The 17,100-nt window shown below is 71.1% G+C and carries 19 protein-coding genes; 11 read left to right on the forward strand and 8 right to left on the reverse strand.

Features of this window, described 5'->3' with window-relative positions:
* Window positions 1-23 precede the first annotated feature (23 nt).
* Window positions 24-1,100 carry an LLM class flavin-dependent oxidoreductase gene (locus tag ABZS64_RS04505; protein ID WP_355823000.1) on the forward strand — a complete coding sequence of 359 codons (1,077 nt, stop codon included), beginning with the start codon at window positions 24-26 and terminating at the stop codon, window positions 1,098-1,100.
* Between the two features lie 3 nt (window positions 1,101-1,103).
* The gene (locus tag ABZS64_RS04510; protein ID WP_355823002.1) at window positions 1,104-1,709 is read left to right on the forward strand and encodes an FMN reductase; all 606 of its coding nucleotides are present in this window, start codon (window positions 1,104-1,106) and stop codon (window positions 1,707-1,709) included.
* A 76-nt stretch (window positions 1,710-1,785) separates the two neighbouring features.
* On the opposite strand, the gene ABZS64_RS04515 is transcribed toward ABZS64_RS04510, so the two are convergent.
* The 5 genes from ABZS64_RS04515 to ABZS64_RS04535 form a co-directional block, all read right to left on the reverse strand.
* Window positions 1,786-2,862: a MerR family transcriptional regulator gene (locus ABZS64_RS04515; protein WP_355823004.1), complete on the reverse strand. Its 1,077-nt coding sequence runs from the start codon at window positions 2,860-2,862 to the stop codon at window positions 1,786-1,788.
* A 125-nt stretch (window positions 2,863-2,987) separates the two neighbouring features.
* A complete protein-coding gene (locus tag ABZS64_RS04520) occupies window positions 2,988-3,854 on the reverse strand; it encodes an ABC transporter permease (protein ID WP_355823006.1) in 867 nt (288 codons plus the stop codon).
* Window positions 3,851-4,822, reverse strand: coding sequence for an ATP-binding cassette domain-containing protein (locus tag ABZS64_RS04525; protein WP_355823008.1), 972 nt, complete (start codon window positions 4,820-4,822; stop codon window positions 3,851-3,853). The genes ABZS64_RS04520 and ABZS64_RS04525 overlap by 4 nt, the downstream gene beginning before the upstream one ends.
* A gap of 175 nt (window positions 4,823-4,997) precedes the next feature.
* Window positions 4,998-5,375, reverse strand: coding sequence for a hypothetical protein (locus tag ABZS64_RS04530; RefSeq protein WP_355823011.1), 378 nt, complete (start codon window positions 5,373-5,375; stop codon window positions 4,998-5,000).
* Between the two features lie 99 nt (window positions 5,376-5,474).
* Entirely contained in the window at window positions 5,475-5,849 is a 375-nt protein-coding gene (locus tag ABZS64_RS04535) for a DoxX family protein (protein WP_355823014.1), read from the reverse strand.
* Between the two features lie 103 nt (window positions 5,850-5,952).
* On the opposite strand from ABZS64_RS04535, the gene ABZS64_RS04540 reads away from it, so the two are divergent.
* Window positions 5,953-6,453: a MarR family transcriptional regulator gene (locus ABZS64_RS04540; protein ID WP_355823017.1), complete on the forward strand. Its 501-nt coding sequence runs from the start codon at window positions 5,953-5,955 to the stop codon at window positions 6,451-6,453.
* Window positions 6,454-6,539: 86 nt separating this feature from the next.
* Window positions 6,540-7,388: a hypothetical protein gene (locus ABZS64_RS04545; RefSeq protein ID WP_355823019.1), complete on the forward strand. Its 849-nt coding sequence runs from the start codon at window positions 6,540-6,542 to the stop codon at window positions 7,386-7,388.
* 47 nt (window positions 7,389-7,435) lie between these two features.
* Here ABZS64_RS04545 and ABZS64_RS04550 read toward each other — a convergent pair whose 3' ends face one another.
* On the reverse strand, window positions 7,436-8,245 hold the full coding sequence (locus ABZS64_RS04550) for an MBL fold metallo-hydrolase (RefSeq protein WP_355823022.1): 810 nt from the start codon (window positions 8,243-8,245) through the stop codon (window positions 7,436-7,438).
* Between the two features lie 14 nt (window positions 8,246-8,259).
* Window positions 8,260-8,430 (reverse strand): hypothetical protein, encoded by a 171-nt coding sequence (locus tag ABZS64_RS04555; protein ID WP_355823025.1) that lies wholly within the window; start codon window positions 8,428-8,430, stop codon window positions 8,260-8,262.
* Window positions 8,431-8,559: 129 nt separating this feature from the next.
* Between ABZS64_RS04555 and ABZS64_RS04560 the strand changes: the two genes are divergently transcribed.
* The 5 genes from ABZS64_RS04560 (at window position 8,560) to ABZS64_RS04580 (ending at window position 13,664) form a co-directional block, all read left to right on the forward strand.
* A complete protein-coding gene (locus ABZS64_RS04560; protein WP_355823027.1) occupies window positions 8,560-9,279 on the forward strand; it encodes a TetR/AcrR family transcriptional regulator C-terminal domain-containing protein in 720 nt (239 codons plus the stop codon).
* Between the two features lie 36 nt (window positions 9,280-9,315).
* Window positions 9,316-10,335, forward strand: coding sequence for an endonuclease/exonuclease/phosphatase family protein (locus ABZS64_RS04565; RefSeq protein ID WP_355823030.1), 1,020 nt, complete (start codon window positions 9,316-9,318; stop codon window positions 10,333-10,335).
* Between the two features lie 79 nt (window positions 10,336-10,414).
* Window positions 10,415-11,359 (forward strand): NADP-dependent oxidoreductase, encoded by a 945-nt coding sequence (locus ABZS64_RS04570; protein WP_355823033.1) that lies wholly within the window; start codon window positions 10,415-10,417, stop codon window positions 11,357-11,359.
* 11 nt (window positions 11,360-11,370) lie between these two features.
* Window positions 11,371-11,616, forward strand: coding sequence for a DUF2630 family protein (locus ABZS64_RS04575; RefSeq protein ID WP_355823036.1), 246 nt, complete (start codon window positions 11,371-11,373; stop codon window positions 11,614-11,616).
* A gap of 65 nt (window positions 11,617-11,681) precedes the next feature.
* Window positions 11,682-13,664, forward strand: coding sequence for an FUSC family protein (locus tag ABZS64_RS04580; protein WP_355823411.1), 1,983 nt, complete (start codon window positions 11,682-11,684; stop codon window positions 13,662-13,664).
* A 363-nt stretch (window positions 13,665-14,027) separates the two neighbouring features.
* On the opposite strand, the gene ABZS64_RS04585 is transcribed toward ABZS64_RS04580, so the two are convergent.
* Window positions 14,028-14,426 carry an RNA-binding S4 domain-containing protein gene (locus ABZS64_RS04585; RefSeq protein ID WP_355823038.1) on the reverse strand — a complete coding sequence of 133 codons (399 nt, stop codon included), beginning with the start codon at window positions 14,424-14,426 and terminating at the stop codon, window positions 14,028-14,030.
* 209 nt (window positions 14,427-14,635) lie between these two features.
* Here ABZS64_RS04585 and ABZS64_RS04590 point away from each other — a divergent pair, with 209 nt between their 5' ends.
* On the forward strand, window positions 14,636-16,111 hold the full coding sequence (locus ABZS64_RS04590) for an APC family permease (RefSeq protein ID WP_355823040.1): 1,476 nt from the start codon (window positions 14,636-14,638) through the stop codon (window positions 16,109-16,111).
* Window positions 16,112-16,125: 14 nt separating this feature from the next.
* On the forward strand, window positions 16,126-17,097 hold the full coding sequence (locus ABZS64_RS04595) for a hypothetical protein (protein ID WP_355823042.1): 972 nt from the start codon (window positions 16,126-16,128) through the stop codon (window positions 17,095-17,097).
* The last annotated feature ends 3 nt before the right edge of the window (window positions 17,098-17,100 follow it).

Here is a 17,100-nt window from a genome sequence, read left to right on the forward strand (position 1 = left end):
TGGGACCTTGGAGGCGAGCCACGATGCAGTTCGGGATCTTCACCGTCGGTGATGTGACCACCGATCCGACCACCGGCCGTACCCCGACCGAGCACGAGCGGATCAAGGCGATGGTCGCCATCGCGCTGAAGGCCGAGGAGGTCGGGCTCGACGTCTTCGCGACCGGTGAGCACCACAACCCGCCCTTCGTGCCCTCCTCGCCCACCACCCTGCTCGGGCACATCGCCGCACGCACCGAGAACCTGATCCTGTCCACCTCCACGACGCTGATCACCACCAATGACCCGGTGAAGATCGCCGAGGACTACGCGATGCTCCAGCACCTGGCCGACGGCCGGGTCGACCTGATGATGGGGCGCGGCAACACCGGGCCCGTCTATCCGTGGTTCGGGCAGGACATCCGGCACGGCATCCCGCTCGCCATGGAGAACTACGCGCTGCTCCACCAGCTGTGGCGCGAGGACGTCGTGGACTGGAAGGGCAAGTTCCGTACGCCGCTGCAGAGTTTCACCGCGACGCCGCGCCCGCTGGACGGTGTCCCGCCGTTCGTCTGGCACGGCTCCATCCGCTCCCCGGAGATCGCCGAGCAGGCCGCGTTCTACGGCGACGGCTTCTTCCACAACAACATCTTCTGGCCGATGGAGCACACCAGGAAGATGGTCGAGCTCTACCGCAAGCGCTACGCGCACTATGGCCACGGCACCCCCGAGCAGGCCATCGTCGGTCTCGGCGGGCAGGTCTTCATGCGCAGGAACTCTCAGGACGCGGTACGGGAGTTCCGGCCCTACTTCGACAACGCGCCGGTCTACGGACACGGGCCGTCGCTTGAGGACTTCACCGAGCAGACGCCGCTGACCGTCGGCTCCCCGCAGGAAGTCATCGAGCGGACCCTCGGCTTCCGTGAGGCCGTCGGCGACTACCAGCGTCAGTTGTTCCTGATGGACCACGCGGGACTGCCGCTGAAGACCGTCCTTGAGCAGCTCGACATCCTCGGCGAGGAGGTCGTACCGGTGCTGCGCAAGGAGTTCGCGAACCTGCGGCCGCAGGGTGTGCCGGAGACCGCCCCGTTGCACCCCGCCGTAGCCACGAAGGAGGCATGAGTCATGACGACGTTGAAGCTGGTGGCCGTGTCGGCCGGGCTGAGCGTGCCGTCGTCGACCCGGCTGCTGGCCGACCGGCTGACCGAGTCCGTACGCAGCCGGCTCGGCGAGCAGGACGCGGACGTGCAGGTGCGCGTCGTCGAGCTGCGCGAACTGGCCGTGCCGATCGCCAACAACCTGGTGACCGGATTCCCGGCGCCGGCGCTGGGCGAGGCCATCGAGGCGGTGACGGAGGCGGACGGCCTGATCGCGGTGACGCCGGTCTTCGCGGCCTCGTACAGCGGTCTGTTCAAGTCGTTCTTCGACCTGATCGAGCCCGACGCGCTCACCGGGAAGCCGGTGCTGATCGCGGCGACCGGCGGGACAGCACGGCACTCGCTTGTGCTCGATCACGCACTGCGTCCGCTCTTCGCCCATCTGCGGGCGCTGGTCGTGCCGACGGCGGTGTACGCGGCGTCGGAGGACTGGGGCGGGACGGGCGACGCGCTCACCGACACGATGCCGCAGCGGATCGAGCGCGCGGGCGGTGAGCTCGCCGGGCTGATGACCGGGGTCGCCGGCCGGGGTGTCAGGACAGGAGCGCAGGTGCCCACGGCCAGCATCGCCTAGGGCCTGTCGTGCCCCGCCCCGAGCTCCCGAGCTGCCGGTCGACCGGGAGCTCGGGAGCTCGGGAGCTCGGGAGCCGTCAGAGCGCCACCACGTCCGCGACGACGCACGCGATGTTGTCGGGGCCGCCCGCGCGATGGGCGAGCGCGACCAGTTCGCGTACGGCCTCGTCCGGGTCGGCGAGGGCGGCGACGGCCCGGCGTACGTCCTCCTGCGGCACCGCCGTGAACAGACCGTCGGAGCACAGGAGATAGCGGTCGCCCGCCCGCGCCTCGTGCAGCTTCAGGTCGGGGCGGGCGAGCCCGTCGCTCCCGTCGAGGGCGCGCAGCAGCATCGCCCGCTGGGGGTGGGACGCCGCCTCCTCCGGGGTGAGGCTGCCCTCGTCGATCATCGACTGCACGACCGTGTGGTCATGGGTGATCTGGAAGAAGTCCCTTTCGCGCAGCAGATAGGCGCGGGTGTCCCCGATATGGACCAGGGCCAGCTGCGAGCCGGTCCACACCATCGCGGTCAGCGTCGTACCGGAGTCGGCGAAGCCGTTGACCGCGACGTTGGCCCGATGGACGGCGTCCTCAAGGGCGTTGAGCAGATCCCCCACGCGGGCGGACCCGGACCCCTCCGCCTCCAGGGGCCTGAGCGCATCGATCGCCGCGGTGCTCGCGGGCGCGCCCTCACCCCCGAAGCCGTCGGCGACGGCAAACAGCCGGGAACCGGCGTACGCGGCGTCCTGGTTGGTCTCCCGGACGAGGCCGCGGTCCGACCGTGCGGCGTAGCGGAACCCAAGGGGCGCAGTGAGCTGAGACATGGTGTCGGTGTCCTTCCCTGACAGCTGGTCGACGAGGAAGACGGCCAGGTCACGCCGGGCGGAGGTCTCCGCCTCCACCTGCGACCAGTACGCCCGGATGTCCCGGGCGGCCGCGGCCGTGTCCGTCACGCACAGATCGCAGATGTACCGGATACGGGCCAGCGGCATCCCGATCCGCCGCAGCCACGCCACGAGCCGGGCCCGCTCCAGCTGCGTCTCGTCGTAGTACCGGTAGCCGGTGAACGAGTCGACGCGGGCCGGAGGCAGAAGCCCCAGCTCGTCATAGCGGCGCAGCGCCTTGGCGGACAGCCGGGACGCGCGGGCGAACGCACCGATCGTCAGCAAACCCATGCTTTCCTCCTCGCACCGGGCACTTCGCCCGGCCCCACCGATGCTGGGGCTTCCCCCACGGGAAAGGTCAAGGTAGACGGCGAAGGGCGCCCCCGGACCGAACGGGGACGCCCAACGGCGAACGCTCACTTGCGGTTGTAGAGCCGCATCGTCACCGAGCCGAAGACCAGCACCAGCAGCCCCGCCCACCCCAGCGACCAGGCGATGTCGGCCGCCGGCCAGTTGCCCGCCATCAACTCCCGTACCGCCGTGGCGACATGCGTCACCGGGCTGTTGTTGACGAAGGCCTGCAGCCAGCCCGGCATGGTCTTCGGGTCGACGAAGACATTGCTCAGGAAGGTCAGCGGGAAGATCACCATCATGCTGACGCCCATCACCGACTTCTCGGTGCGCAGCAGCAGCCCGAACATCGTCCAGATCCAGGAGAAGGCGAACGAGAAGACCATCAGCAGCGCGACCCCGAGCACCACGCCCAGCGGCCCGCCGTGCGCGCGGTATCCGATGAGCATGCCGACGGCGAGCATTACCACGGAGGCGATGAAGTAGCGCACGACATCGCCGAGCAGATAGCCGACCATCGGCGCGGGCCGCCAGATCGGCAGCGTACGGAAGCGGTCGAAGACGCCCTTGGTGATATCGGTGTTGACCGCGACGCCGGTGTACATCGTGATCATCACGACGCTCATGGTGAGGATGCCGGGGAGCAGGAACTGGATGTACGCCGAGACCGAACCGGCCAGCGCCCCTCCGAAGAGGTACGTGTACATCAGCACCATCATGATCGGGAAGGCCGTCACGTCGAAGAGCTGCTCCGGCACATGCTTGATCTTGAGCATCGCCCGCCAGCCGAAGGTGAGTGAGGCGGAGAGAGCGCTCGGCCGCGGCGGCCGGTCTCCCCTCACGAGCAGCGCGGCGAGATCCTCCGCCTTGGGGGCATCGAGTACGAGATCGGCCGTGTCCTTGGTGGACTTGGTGGTGGTCGCGGTGCTCATGCCGCTGTCCCCTTCTTGTCGGTCAGGGCGAGGAAGACCTCGTCCAGGCTGGGCTGGCCCAGCGCGAAGTTGTCCACGGTGATTCCGGAGCGGGCCAGTTCGGCCAGCGCCCTCGCTGCCTGTTCCGCCGCGCCCTGGTCGGTGCCGTGCCCGTTGACCCGGGCGGTGAGGGCGACGGGATCGGGGTCAAGCTGCACCTCGGCGCCGAGCGCTGCCGCCAGCACCCGCTCCGCCTCCGGCCGCTGCCCGGCATCGCGCAGCCGCAGATGGACGGCGCCCGAGCCGACCGAGGACTTCAGCTCGCCCTTGGTTCCCTCGGCGATCACCTTGCCGTGGTCGATGACGGCGATCCGGGACGCGAGATGGTCGGCCTCGTCCAGATACTGCGTGGTCAGCAGCACGGTCGTGCCCTGAGCGACCACCGCGCGGACGATGTCCCAGACCTGGTTGCGGCTACGCGGGTCGAGGCCGGTGGTGGGCTCGTCGAGGAAGAGCAGATCCGGGGTGTTGAGGATGGACGCGGCGATGTCGATACGGCGCCGCATGCCGCCCGAGTAGTTTTTCACCTGCTTCTCGGCCGCCTCAAAGAGCCCGAAGGCGTCCAGCAGCTGCGCGGACCGCTGCCGCGCGGCCTGCCTGGAGTGGCCGAGGAGCCTGCCGAGCAGCACCAGGTTCTCGGTGCCGGTGAGGTCCTCGTCCACCGAGGCGTACTGGCCGGTGAGGCTGACCCTGCTGCGGACCGCGTCGGCGTCCTTCTGCACGTCCTTGCCGAACACGCGGGCCTCGCCGCCGTCCGGTCGCAGCAGGGTGGCGAGCATCTTGACCGTGGTCGTCTTTCCGGCGCCGTTCGGGCCGAGGACGCCGTAGACGGTGCCGGCGGGCACGGTCAGATCGACGCCGTCGACCGCCCGGTTCTTGCCGAAGACCTTCACCAGGCCCGCGGTCTCGATTGCCAGATCTGTGCTCATCGTCAGTCCTTCGAAGGTCTTCGGGGGCTCTCTGCGAGGTCTAGGAGGTTGACTCGGAACCCCGGCAGAACTCATCGGGGGAAGCCGCAGGAAACGGCGCGCGGCCGCCGGATCGGATCCGGCGGCCGCGCGTCACTTGGAGAACTGCAGGTCAGCGCCCCGGAAGGGGCTCCGCCTAGTCCTCCCTCATGTAGAAGAGATAGAAGGACACGGCGAGCATCACCGCGCCGAAGATGGCCCCGATCCCGACCGACGTCAGCACGCTCGCCCCGGTCAGGCTGAAGAGAAAGCCGATGGCCACGCCGCACAGGGCCCCGTACGCCCCGGCGCGCACCTCGCGCGGCAGCAGGTTCTGGATCCGGCCGAGACCGAACGCCAGCGCCCCGAGAACCACGCCGGCAACCGCGGCGTAGAGGACGTCGCCCCAGGTGAGGTCGCCCCAGGCGTGCCGGATGAACAGCACGTAGATGCCGTAGGCAAGGCCCAGGCCGGCAGGCATCGCCCAGCCGAGAGAACCGTGGTGCCGTGCGGGCACCGCTGCGTGTGCGGCCATGGCAGAGAGCTCCTTCCCTCTCGTCCCCCCGCGTCCTCCTTTCAGAGCACACCCGCGCCCACGGCCTGGCAAGTCAGAGGACGGGCCCGGCTGACGGGCTCAGAAGGCGTACGGGCCGAAGCGGCCCCATGCCACGACGGCTGCGAGTACGAGAAGTACGGCGTTGACCGCGACGTTCTTGCTCTCGCCGCGCCTGCCGTGGGTGACGGCCGCGCCGGCCATCACCACGGCGAGGCCGGTGGCGGCGGCCGGGACGAGGGCGGGCGCGATGTCCACGGCGGCGGGCAGGATCAGACCGATCGCGCCGAGCGCCTCCGCCAGGCCGATGCCCTTCAGCACGCCGGGCGCGAAGCTCTCGGCCCAGGCGCCGGAGGTCTCGACGACCTTCGCCTTCGGCTGGAGCAGCTTGCTGGATCCGGAGGCGAGGAAGAGCGCGGCGAGCAGGCCGGCGAGTATCCACAGGGTGATGTTCATGGTGGGGGCTTCCTTCGACTTCGGATCGCGGATGAGTTGAAGCTTCAACTCAAGGTAGAAGCGATCACTTGAAGCGTCAAGTGACTCGGGTAGGCTCGACGCCATGAACGACCACGACCGCGAACCGGAGGACCCGCACTGGCTGAACGAGCGGGAACTCGCCGCCTGGCGGGCCTTCAGCGCGGCCATGATCAAACTGCCCGCCGCGCTCGACGCCCAGCTCCAGCGAGACGCGGAGCTGAACCAGTTCGAGTACCTCGTCCTCGCCGGACTCTCCGAGTCCCCCGGCAGAACGCTGCGGATGAGCACCCTCGCGGTTCTCGCCAACGGCTCGCTCTCCCGCCTCTCCCATGTGGTCAAGCGCCTGGAGAACCGCGGCTATCTGCGGCGTGAGCCCTGCGCCGAGGACGGCCGCTACACCAACGCCGTCCTTACCGACGAGGGCTGGGACAAGGTCGTCGCGACCGCGCCCGGGCATGTGACGGCCGTACGCTCACTCGTCGTCGACGTGCTGGAGCCCGAACAGTTCGACCAGCTCCGCGAGATCAGCCGGCGCATCCTGCACGCGATGGACCCTGACCTCGGCTGCCCCGGCGGCGACTGACGGCCAGTCACCCCACTGCGCCACGGGCCCGCCCGGTCGGCGGCGCACCACTCGCGTCGGCCCCGTGGTCCGCGTTCCCTTGAGGAGTGCGGAGCTTTCTCTCAGCGGCGTCGACGGTGCTGCTCGTCCTCGTGGCCCTCCTGACGCCGCTGAGCTCGATCGCCGTCTGGGCCGACCGGGAGATCGGCGACACCGACAGCTATGTCCCCACCATGGCGCCGCTCGCCTCCGACCCCGCCGTGCAGAACGCCGTCGCCGACCGCATCACCGACGAGGCGATGAAGAAGTTCGACGCGAGCCCCTTCCAGGAGGGTGCGCGGAACCTGCTGCACGAGGCCGTGGTCTCCTTCTCCGGCACCGACGCGTACAAGACCGCCTGGAACACGGTCAACCGGGCCGCGCACACCGCCGTCGAACAGGCGCTGACCAGCAACGGCGGCGACAGTGCCGGCATGGACCTGGCGCCTGTCATCGAGCAGGTCAAGCAGCAGCTCAGCGATGAAGGAGTGCCGTTCGCCGACCAGATCCCCGTCGAACGCACGAGGATCACGATCCTGGAGTCCGACAAGCTGGGCGTGGTGCGCGAGGTGGTCGACTGGCTGCAGATCGCGGGAGTGTGGCTGCCGGTGGCAACGCTGCTGCTCGCGGCGACGGCGGTGCTCTTCGCGGTACGCAGAGTCCGCGCCGTGATCGGCCTCGGCCTCGCACTTGCGGCGGGAGGCGCACTGCTGCGCCTCGCGGTCACGATCGGCCACGGCCTCGCCCTGGACGACCTCCCGCCGGACGTGGACCGCCCGGCGGCGGGAGCGGTCTACGACGCCCTGACGGCGACGCTGCGGACGACGTCGTGGTGGGTGCTGGGGGCGGGGGTCGCGGTGGCGGTGGGGGTGTGGGGTTTCCAGCGTTCGTGGCTGCCGTGGGCCAGGGAGCGTTGACGGTGCTGTCCTGAGGGTGGTCTCGCGGGCGAAGCCCGATGGGACCGTTACCTCACGTGGCCGAAGGTCTCCGTGCTCAGCGTCGCGAACTCCTGTGCGTCGTGCGACGAGAAGATCCGGATCAGCCTCGGATCCGCCCGGCGCAGATCCCGCAGGCGTTCCAGCTGCATCAGGCGCTGCCCGTGGTTCTCCGCCACCAGGCGCTGGTGCAGGGCCATCGGGCGGGGGCAGCGCGGGCGGCGCAGGTCCATCTCGCCGTGGAAGAAGTACGCGTCGCCCGCGTGCAGCAGCCACCGGTCCGGCTGCTGGACCGCCACCGCGCAGTGGCCCCGCGTATGCCCCGGCAGCGGGACCATCAGGATGTCCGGGAAGCGCAGCACCCGGGATGCCGCGAAGCCGTGCCAGGTGGAGTCCGCCGTGTCGTGGACGGTCCAGAGCGGGCCGTGGTTCCACTGCGCGGTGACATAGCGGCCGGCGTCGAGCCGCGTGTCGCGGCGCATCGCCGCGCGGTACTCGTCGGCCATCACATGGACCCGCGCGTCCGGGAAGTCCGCGAGTCCGCCCGCGTGGTCCAGGTCGAGGTGGGTGAGCACGATGTCCTGGACATCGCGCGGGTCGTATCCGAGCGCCATGATCTGGTGGTACGCCGTGTACTCCGGATCCAGCTCCGGCCGCATGGTCCGCCGGAAGAACGTCCCGAGCCGCCGCGGATCGGCGAGATCCGCGGTGCCCAGGCCCGTATCGACGAGGACGAGGCTGCTGCCCGTCACCACGAGCAGGCAGTGCGCGACGAGCGGGGCGCCGCCGACGGGACGCATCGGGGCGCAGTCGAGGTGATGGACGGTGGGCACAGACATGCGTGCGCTCCGGCTTACGCGGGGAGAGGGACGGACGGCGCGGGGACGAGCCGGGCGAGGACGGTCGCGGTGCCGAAGTGGACACGCTCGCAGACCGGTTGGCGATTCAGGGTGTCGTCGAGCTCGTGCCGGTGCTCGCTCGCCACATGCTCCAGGACAAGAGCCTCGGGCGCTTCCTTGGTCATCTTCCGGGGCCCTCCAGGCCAGTCAATTCCCGTACTTACGCCGTAAGTACGGGACCGAGAGAAGCACTTACGCTGTAAGTCGTCAAGGAGTAGGGCAAGAGTCCGCGAAACCCACCCAGGAGCCCCCCGATGTCTGACGGAAGATCCCGTCAACACCCCACGGAACGCGGCATATCCGCCCTAGGAGATGCGCGGGAACCCCGCGAGCCGCTGTCCCGCGAGCCGCTTTCGCGCGATCGGATCGTCGAGGCCGCGCTGAAGATCATCGACGACGAGGGCGTGGACGCGCTCTCCATGCGCCGGATCGCCGCCACCCTCGGCGTCCAGGCGATGTCCCTCTACAACCATGTCGACGGCAAGGCGGACGTCCTCGACGGAGTCACCGAGTTCATCACCACGGACATGCACTTGTCCCGGCGCTCCGGCGGCGGCTGGGAGGACGGCATCCGCTCGGTCGCGTACGGCTTCCGGCAGGCGTCCCTGCGTCACCCGCGCGCCTGCGAACTGGTCCTCACCCTCCAGCTCTCGTCCCCCGGCGCGCTCCCCACCATCAATTGCTCCCTCGCCGTCCTGCTCGACCACGGCTTCGACGAGGCCGCCGCCGTGCACGCCCTGCGGCTGCTCATCGCCTTCCAGGTCGGCTCCCTGCTCAGGGAATTCCATTCGCCCTCCACCAAGGGGGAGGACGAGTCGGCGGTGCGGGAGCGCAGGGACCATCTCGCGCGCTCGGGCTTCCCGGCGGTGGCGAAGCTGGCGCCGATGCTCGCGGTGATCGATCACGAGGCGGAGTTCGCCTTCGGGGTGGAGCTCCTGATCGACGCTCTGCGCCCGTATGCTCCGAAGCAGTGAGCTGGCTGACTGACATCACGCGGCTCGGAGGCCGGTTTGAACAGCGCCATCTCGACGGCGGCCCCGGGCACACCGGCCGGCGCCCCCTCCCGCCCCTCGGGAGGACGGCGCGCCGCGGCCTGGCTCGCGGGCCTGCTCCTCCTCGCGCCCAGCGTGGCCGCCGCCTGCCGTGTCGCGGACAGCGACGGGATCACGCCGGCACCCCAGCTGCTCGCCTTCCTGCCCTGGCTGCTGCTGCCGGCCGGTGCCGGACTGCTGCTCGCCCTGCTCGGGCGCTGGCGCACCGGCATGATCTGGGCCGCTGCCGTACTCGCCGTCACCGGGTGGTTCGTCAGGCCGTACGACACCGGGCTGACCGACGTTCCGCCGGGGCAGGTCGTGGCCCGTATCGACGTGCTCACTTCCAACCTCGAGTTCGGACAGGCCACCGAGGGGCTGCTGGCCACCATCCGCCGCGAACAGCCCGACCTGGTCTTCGTCCAGGAGTGCGCCCGCACCTGCTCGGACGCGCTCGCTGCCAAGGTCTCCCGCACCGACTACCCGTACCGCAATGTCGTCCTCGGCGACTGGGCCTCCGGGTCGGCGATCCTCAGCAAGTACCCGCTGCGCCCGGCGCCGGGGATCAAGAGCACGCTCGCGATGCCGGGCTCGGTCGCGGTGGTCGGCGGCCGCCCGGTGAACGTACAGCTCGCACACCCCCTTCCGCCCATTCCCAGCGGCGTGACCGACTGGCGCCGGGAGCTGGGGCGGGTGCGTGCCTACGCGGCCGGGGTGAAGGGCGAGCCGACGCTGGTGGCGGGCGACTTCAACGCCACCCAGGACCACGCCGCCTTCCGGCGCATCCTCCGCTCCGGTCACCTGCGCGACAGCGCCACCCTCGTCGGCGCGGCCCGCACACCTTCCTGGCCTGCCGCGGTGCGCCGCCCGCTGGGTGCGCAGATCGACCACGTACTGGTCAGCGAGCAGTTCTCGGTGCGCAAGGCCCGCTTCCTGGACCTGGCCGACACCGACCACCGTGCGCTGCTGGTCCGGCTCGAACTGCACGACGTGCGCTGAGTGGCCGCCCGCGTAAGAGTGGGGTCGTGAGAGTGGGGTCGCAGGACCCGGGGGGCCGTCCGTCAGGAGGCGTTTCCGGATGCGCGCTGTCGCGGTCAGGGCGTTCAAGGCCGAGCCCGAGCTGATCCAGGTCCCCAAGCCGGAGCCCGGCGAGGGCGAGGTGCTGGTGAAGATCGAGTACGCGGCGCTCAACCCCTTCGACTGGAAGGCCGCCGACGGAGCGCTCGACGGCCGGGTCCCGCATGTGTTCCCGCTGGTCATCGGGTCGGACTTCGCGGGCAAGGTCGATGTGGTCGGCCCCGGCGACAGCCGGTTCCGGGTGGGTGACCGGGTCTTCGGCCAGGCGACAAGGCCGCCGGTCGGCACGGGCACGTACGCCGAGTACGTCACGATGCCGCAGGACGCGGCCATCGCCTTCGTCCCCGACGGCCTCCCGCTGAAGACGGCGGCCCTGCTGCCCACGGCCGGAATGACCGCCGCGCAGCTTGTGGACGCGGCGCGGGCGGGCGCAGGGCAGTCCCTGCTGCTCATCGGCGCGGCGGGCGGCGTCGGCAGTTTTCTGACCCAACTGGCCGCGGCCCGTGGCGTCCAGGTCCTGGCGGCGGTACGCGGCGACGAGCACAGCCGGATGTCCGCGCTCGGCGCCGCCGCGACCCTCGACTCCACCTCCAGCGACCTGGGGACCGCAGTACGGGACGCCTGCCCGGACGGCGTCGACGCGCTGGTCGACCTGGTGTCGGCCGACCCGTCGTCCTTCGCCGCGAACGCCGCCCTCGTGCATGCCGGTGGCCTCGCCCTCACCACCCGCGGCGTGGCGGGCGAGGCCGGGCTCCCGGCCGGGGTCGAGGGCATCGACTTCCAGCAGCGCGCCTCGGCCGCCCTGCTGGACACCCTGGCAGCGGCGGCCGCGGACGGCTCCCTGCGGACCCCGGTCAACGCCGAACTCCCCCTGGAGAAGGCCCCGGACGCGCTCGCGCAGTCCCGCGCGGGCGGGGCACGCGGCAAGACGGTCTTCGTACTCTGAGAGCAGGAGCCATGGACAACGACCAGATACTCGGCAGCATCAGCGATCTCGTCGCCGAGGAACGCGCCCTGCGGGAGCGCTCGTCCCAGGAGCACGGTCTCGACTCCGGCGAACAGTCCCGGCTGCGCGCCGTCGAGGTCCAGCTCGACCAGTGCTGGGACCTGTTGCGCAGGCGCCGCGCCAAGGCGGAGTTCGGAGAGGACCCGGACACGGCGAGGGTGCAGCCCGCCGACGAGGTGGAGGGCTACCTGGGCTGACCGCCCGCGCCGGCGTCCCGCAGGGGAGTTGCGCCAACGGCCCACTTCGAGGTCTTTTGATGACCATGGGTGAAGACAAGGGCGGGACCTCCTCCGGATCAGGGACGCGAGCGGGACGGCTGTCCCCGCCCGAGTGGCTGCTCAGAGGGCTGCGGCCGCAGTCCGCGCCCGTCCCCTGGGCCGCCGTCGCCCGTGCCTCCGTCGCGCTCGCAGCGCCGCTCGCCGTCGGGCTCGCGGTCGGTCAGCCCGCGTACGGCGCGCTGGTGTCGATGGGCGCGCTGTCGGGTGTCATCGGCGACACCGCCGACGCGTACCGGATGCGGATCTTCAATATCGCCGTACCGCAGCTCTTCGGCGCGGTCGGCGTCACGCTCGGCACACTCGTGTACGGGGAGGGCTGGCTCGCGGTCGTCGTGCTGACCCTCGTCGCACTCGTCTCCGGGATGATCTCGTCGATCGGCGCGGTGGCGTCCGTGTCCGGGCTGCTGCTCCTGCTCAACGCGGTGGTGGGCGCGGGGCTGCCGATGCCGGGGCCGTGGTGGAAGGCTCCGATGCTGCTCGCGCTCGGCGGTCTTTTCGTCCTCGTACTGTCGCTGCTGGCCTGGCCGTTGCGCGGCCGCATGCCGGAGCGGACGGCGGTTGCCGCGACGTACCGCGCGGTCGCGGATCTGCTCGGCGCGGCGGGCACGACGGCGTACGACGAGAAACGCCAGGCCGTCACCCAGTCCCTCAACACCTCCTACGACCTGATCCTCGCCCGGCGGGCCCGCGACCACGGGCGGCGCAGCCCGCTCGTACGGCTGCTCTCGCAGCTCAACGTGCTCATCCCGCTCGTCGAGGCGGCGGCAGCGGCACATCTGCACGGGCGGGCCTCGCGGCGGCCCGAAATCGCCGCGGCCGTACGGGACTTGGCCGACACGGTCGACCAGGGCCGCCGCGACGCGTCCGAACTGGAGCTGCCCGAGCCGGAAGGCCCCGCCGACCGCGCCGTCGAGGCCGCGCTGCGGCACGCCGCGGTCGTCGTCCACAAGGCGGACCCCGACCCGTACAACGTCGACGACCGGCTCGGACGGCCCGCCGCCCTGCGCATCCGCGCCCGGCGCACGGCCCGCAGCCTCCTGTTCTCCGAACCGTCCTGGCGCTACGGCCTGCGGCTCGCGCTGTGCATCGGCCTCGCGCAGGCACTGGTCTCGCTGGTGCCGGTGCCGCGCTCGTACTGGGTCGCGCTCACCGTCACCTTCGTACTCAAACCGGACTTCGGCTCGGTCTTCTCCCGCGCGGTCCTGCGCGCGCTGGGCACGGCGGCGGGGCTCGTCGTCGCGGCGGCGGTGCTCTCCCAAGTACCGCGCGGCTGGTGGGACGTGCCGGTGATGATGGTCCTCGCGGCGCTCATCCCCGCCTTCTCCGCGAAGGGCTACGCCTTCCAGACGGCGGCCATCACCCCGGTCATCCTGCTGCTCTCCGACGTCCTCAACCACCTGGGCTTCAACCTGGTCCTGCCCCGGCTGGTCGACAGCCTGATCGGCTGCGCGATCGCGCTGGTCGCGGGCTATCTGCTCTGGCCGGAAAGCTGGCACACGCGCATCGGCGACCGACTGGCTGCGGCGGTTGAGGACACGGCGGGGTACGTGGGGTATGCGTTCGGATCGGAGTCCGCGGGGGACCAGGCGGAACGGGTGCGCCGGCGACGGCGGATCTACCGCGACCTGTCCTCCGTCCGCACGGAGTTCCAGCGCGCCCTGACGGAACCGCCGCCGACGGGGGCGCGGGCGGCGGCGTGGTGGCCGCTGGTCGTCGCGGTCGAACGCATCGTGGACGCGACGACGGCGGCGAGGGTGCGCGTGAACCACGGCGCGGAGCCGCCGTCGCGGGAGGAGGTCACGGAGATCGAGCAGCAACTGCGGGAACTGGCGGAGGGTTTGCGGTCGAGCGAGGTGCTGGTGGAGGTCACGGCGGAGCTGGAGGGGGGCGAGGAGGGGGTACTGGGCGCGCTGCGCCAGGAGGTCCGCGCGGCGAGGGCGATCGCGTCGCCGGGGGGTTCGGGGTAAGGGGGCGGGTCTTCGGCGGTCCGGTGCCCACCGGACGGGCTGCGGTGCGCGGGGGTTCGCCCGCGAAGCCACCCACCGGGCAGCAACCACCAACGCCCCCGGCCCACGGCACCCACGAACGCTGGAAACGCGCGGACGACCCTGCACCGCCCCTCCCCACCGGACGCACTGCGGCGCGCGGGGCGGCGCGAAGCTGCCGCAAGGGGGTGCAGGGGCGCCAGCCCCGACGAACCCCCAGGGGTCCGGGGCGGAGCCCCGGTTCGGGAAGGGGCGGGGAGGGGAAAAGCCCCGCGCAGCGGACCCGCCCGCGTTTCCAGGGGTCGTGGTTGCCGCGGGCCAGGCCGGACACCTCCATGGCACCCGTTACCGAACCGCCGGCCCGCCCCCCTGCAGGCGTTCCATCTCGCGGCGGTCGCGCTTCGTCGGGCGGCCCGTCCCCCGGTCCCGGATCGCCACCGGGGCCACGAATTCCCTCGGCGGAGGCGGCGGGCTGTTGTCCACGTAGCACTGGACCGCCACCGGTGCGCCCACCCTCTTGCGGACGATCTTCGAGACGACCACCCGGCGCTCCCGGCCCGCGTGGGACAGCCGTACCTCGTCCCCCGCCCGCAAGACATGCGCCGGTTTCACCCGGTCGCCGTTCACCCGGACATGCCCCGCCCGGCATGCCGAGGCCGCCTGGGAGCGGGTCTTTGTGAGGCGGACCGACCAGATCCAGGCGTCGACCCGCACCGTCCCCTCGTCCGAAACGTCTGCAGCCATGTACCGACTCTACGAGTCCACCCCCGCCGCCGACCACCGGCAGGCCCACCCCCTCACCTCACCGCACACATCCGACTACGATGCGCACGTTCTCCCTTTACGGAGGTCTTCCCGAAGGCCTTCACTCCGCAGCGGGCGTTCGTTTCTGACTTGCCGACACATGTCATGTGACACAAGCAAATTCGGCACCAGGGCATTCGGAGAGTCCCATGCGCAACAACTCCGGCAGAGGGCTTCAGCCCAATGTCCTCGGCACGTTCGACACGATCGTGATGGCCGTCGCCGGCAGCGCCCCCGCCTATTCGATCGCGGCCACCACCGCCGTACTCGTCGCCTCCGTCGGCCTCGCGGGTCCCGCCGCGCTGCTCTACTGCGCGATCCCCATGCTCGGCATCGTCCTGGCCTTCAGCAGACTCGGCAGGATCGACGTCAACGCGGGCGCCAGCTACTCCTGGGTGGGCCGGACTCTCCACCCCTTCCTGGGCTTTCTGTCCGGCTGGGCCCTCGTGGTCTCCGCGACGATCTTCATGGTGGCCGGATCGCTGCCCGCCGGAGCGATGACCCTCGCGCTCTTCGACCCGGGCCTTGCCGAGAACAACGCACTCGCGACGGCCACCGGCGCCGCCTGGTTCCTGGCGATGCTGCTCGTCGTCGTCGGCGGGGCGCGCCTGACCGTGCGCGCGCAGCTGCTGATGTCCGGCGTGGAGCTGGCGATACTGCTGTTCTTCGTCGTCGCCGCGCTGCTGCACACCGGCTACGCCGCCGCCTTCGACTGGTCCTGGTTCGGCTTCTCGCACTTCGACGGACCGGCCGGCTTCGCATCCGGCGCCCTCGTCGCCGCCTTCTACTACTGGGGCTGGGACGTCACCAGCAATCTCAGCGAGGAGACCCGCGACAGCCGCCGCACGGCCGGACTCGCCTCGCTCGTCGGCGTCGGCGTCGTCTTCCTGCTCTTCGAGGCCTTCACGATCGCCGTGAACATGATCCTGACCAGCGAGGACATCCGGCAGGGCGGCGCCAATGTGCTGGGCGCGCTCGGGAACGCGATCTGGCCCGGTGTCGGCGGGAAACTGCTGGTCGTGGCCGTGCTGCTGTCCACTGTCGCGACCCTGGAGACCACGCTGATCCAGGTGACGCGCTCGCTGTTCGCGATGGGCCGCGACCGTACGATGCCCGCCACGCTCGGCACCGTGCACCGCCGGTGGAACACCCCCTGGGTCGCGGTCGCGGTCGTCGGCGCGGTCGCGCTCGCGATGTTCGTCGCCTCCACCGCGCTCGGCTCGGTCGGCGATGTGCTCTCCGCAGCGGTCGCCGCGATGGGCCTGCAGATCGCGTTCTACTACGGCCTCGCGGGCATCGCCGCGGTCGTCGCGTACCGCGGAACCCTGCTCACATCCGTACGGGACTTCGTCCTCGGCGGAGTGTGGCCGCTGCTCGGCGCGCTGTTCATGCTCTGGATCCTCGTCGAGGCGCTGAGCGAGCTGAGCGCGGCCTCGATCGCGATGGGCATCGGCGGACTCGCCGCCGGTCTGCTGCCGATGATCCACTACTGGCGGCAGGGGAGTTCGTACTACCGTCCCGCCAGACTGGACGCGACCCGGGCCATCGCCGCCGAGGAGCGGTACGCCAACTCCGCCTCGCGGCACACCGATTACGCCGATCAGGCGCTGGCGACGGACTTCTGAGGGACGTGCCGCAGATGGCCGCGCTCCGCCGACGGGGCGGTTTCGTACCGGACTTCGATCCCGCCTTCGGGGACCGGCCGCTCGCCGACGCCGTGCACGACATCGTCATCGGCCGCTGGCAGGGCGTACGGGATCTGCTGCGCGCCACCGGCGACGACTGGCCGCTGCGCACCCACCGGCTGCGGCTGCTCGCGCACGCGGCATCGGGTTCCTCGGCGGTGGAGGCCTGGCGGGCGGCGGAGCCCGGCAGTCCGGACGCGGAGGTGCTGCGGGCCGCGACCGAGGTCGTACGCGTCTTCCACCAGGCGATCGAGGCGGGCCGCAGGGCAGCGCTCGACCAGGCGCGGCTCGATGCGACGGTGCTGTCCTGTCTGCGCGCAGCCGATGCCCGGCCGGACGACCCGATGCCCTGGGTGTCGCTGCTGACGGTGGCGCGGCTTTACGAGACGGGGGTGCCGCGGCGCGAACTGCGCGGCTGGTGGGACGAGTTGCGGCGGCGCGATCCGCACAACATCGAGGGCCATGTGCAGCTGCTGCGCTACCACTCGGCGCGCTGGCACGGCACGCACGGCAGGATGTACGACTTCGCGCGCGACGCGGCGGGTGCGGCGCCGCCGGGATCGCCGCTGCCGGTGCTGGTGCAGATCGCGCGGGTGGAGGAGTACCGCTATGTCACCGAGGGCGCGACGGGCCCCGCGCCGGTACGGGACTTCGGCCGGCACTGGCACCACGAGCTGGCGGTCACCGAGGTACGGCGCACCTGGGACCGCTGGATCGGCGGCCGCGCACAGGGCCCGGCGGCCCCGGAAGAGATCGGCGAGCTCAACTATCTGACGCACGCGGCCTGTTACGCCGGCCTGAGCGATGAGGCCCGGCAGCTGTTCGGGCTGATCGGGAGACGGGCTGCGCGGGTTCCGTGGTCGTACACAGGAGCCGCTGCCGAGGAGTTCCTGAGGTGGCGCGCACACGTACGCGCCACCTCATGACGG

It is taken from the genome of Streptomyces sp. NPDC005408 (genome assembly GCF_040606445.1).
Lineage (GTDB): Bacteria > Actinomycetota > Actinomycetes > Streptomycetales > Streptomycetaceae > Streptomyces.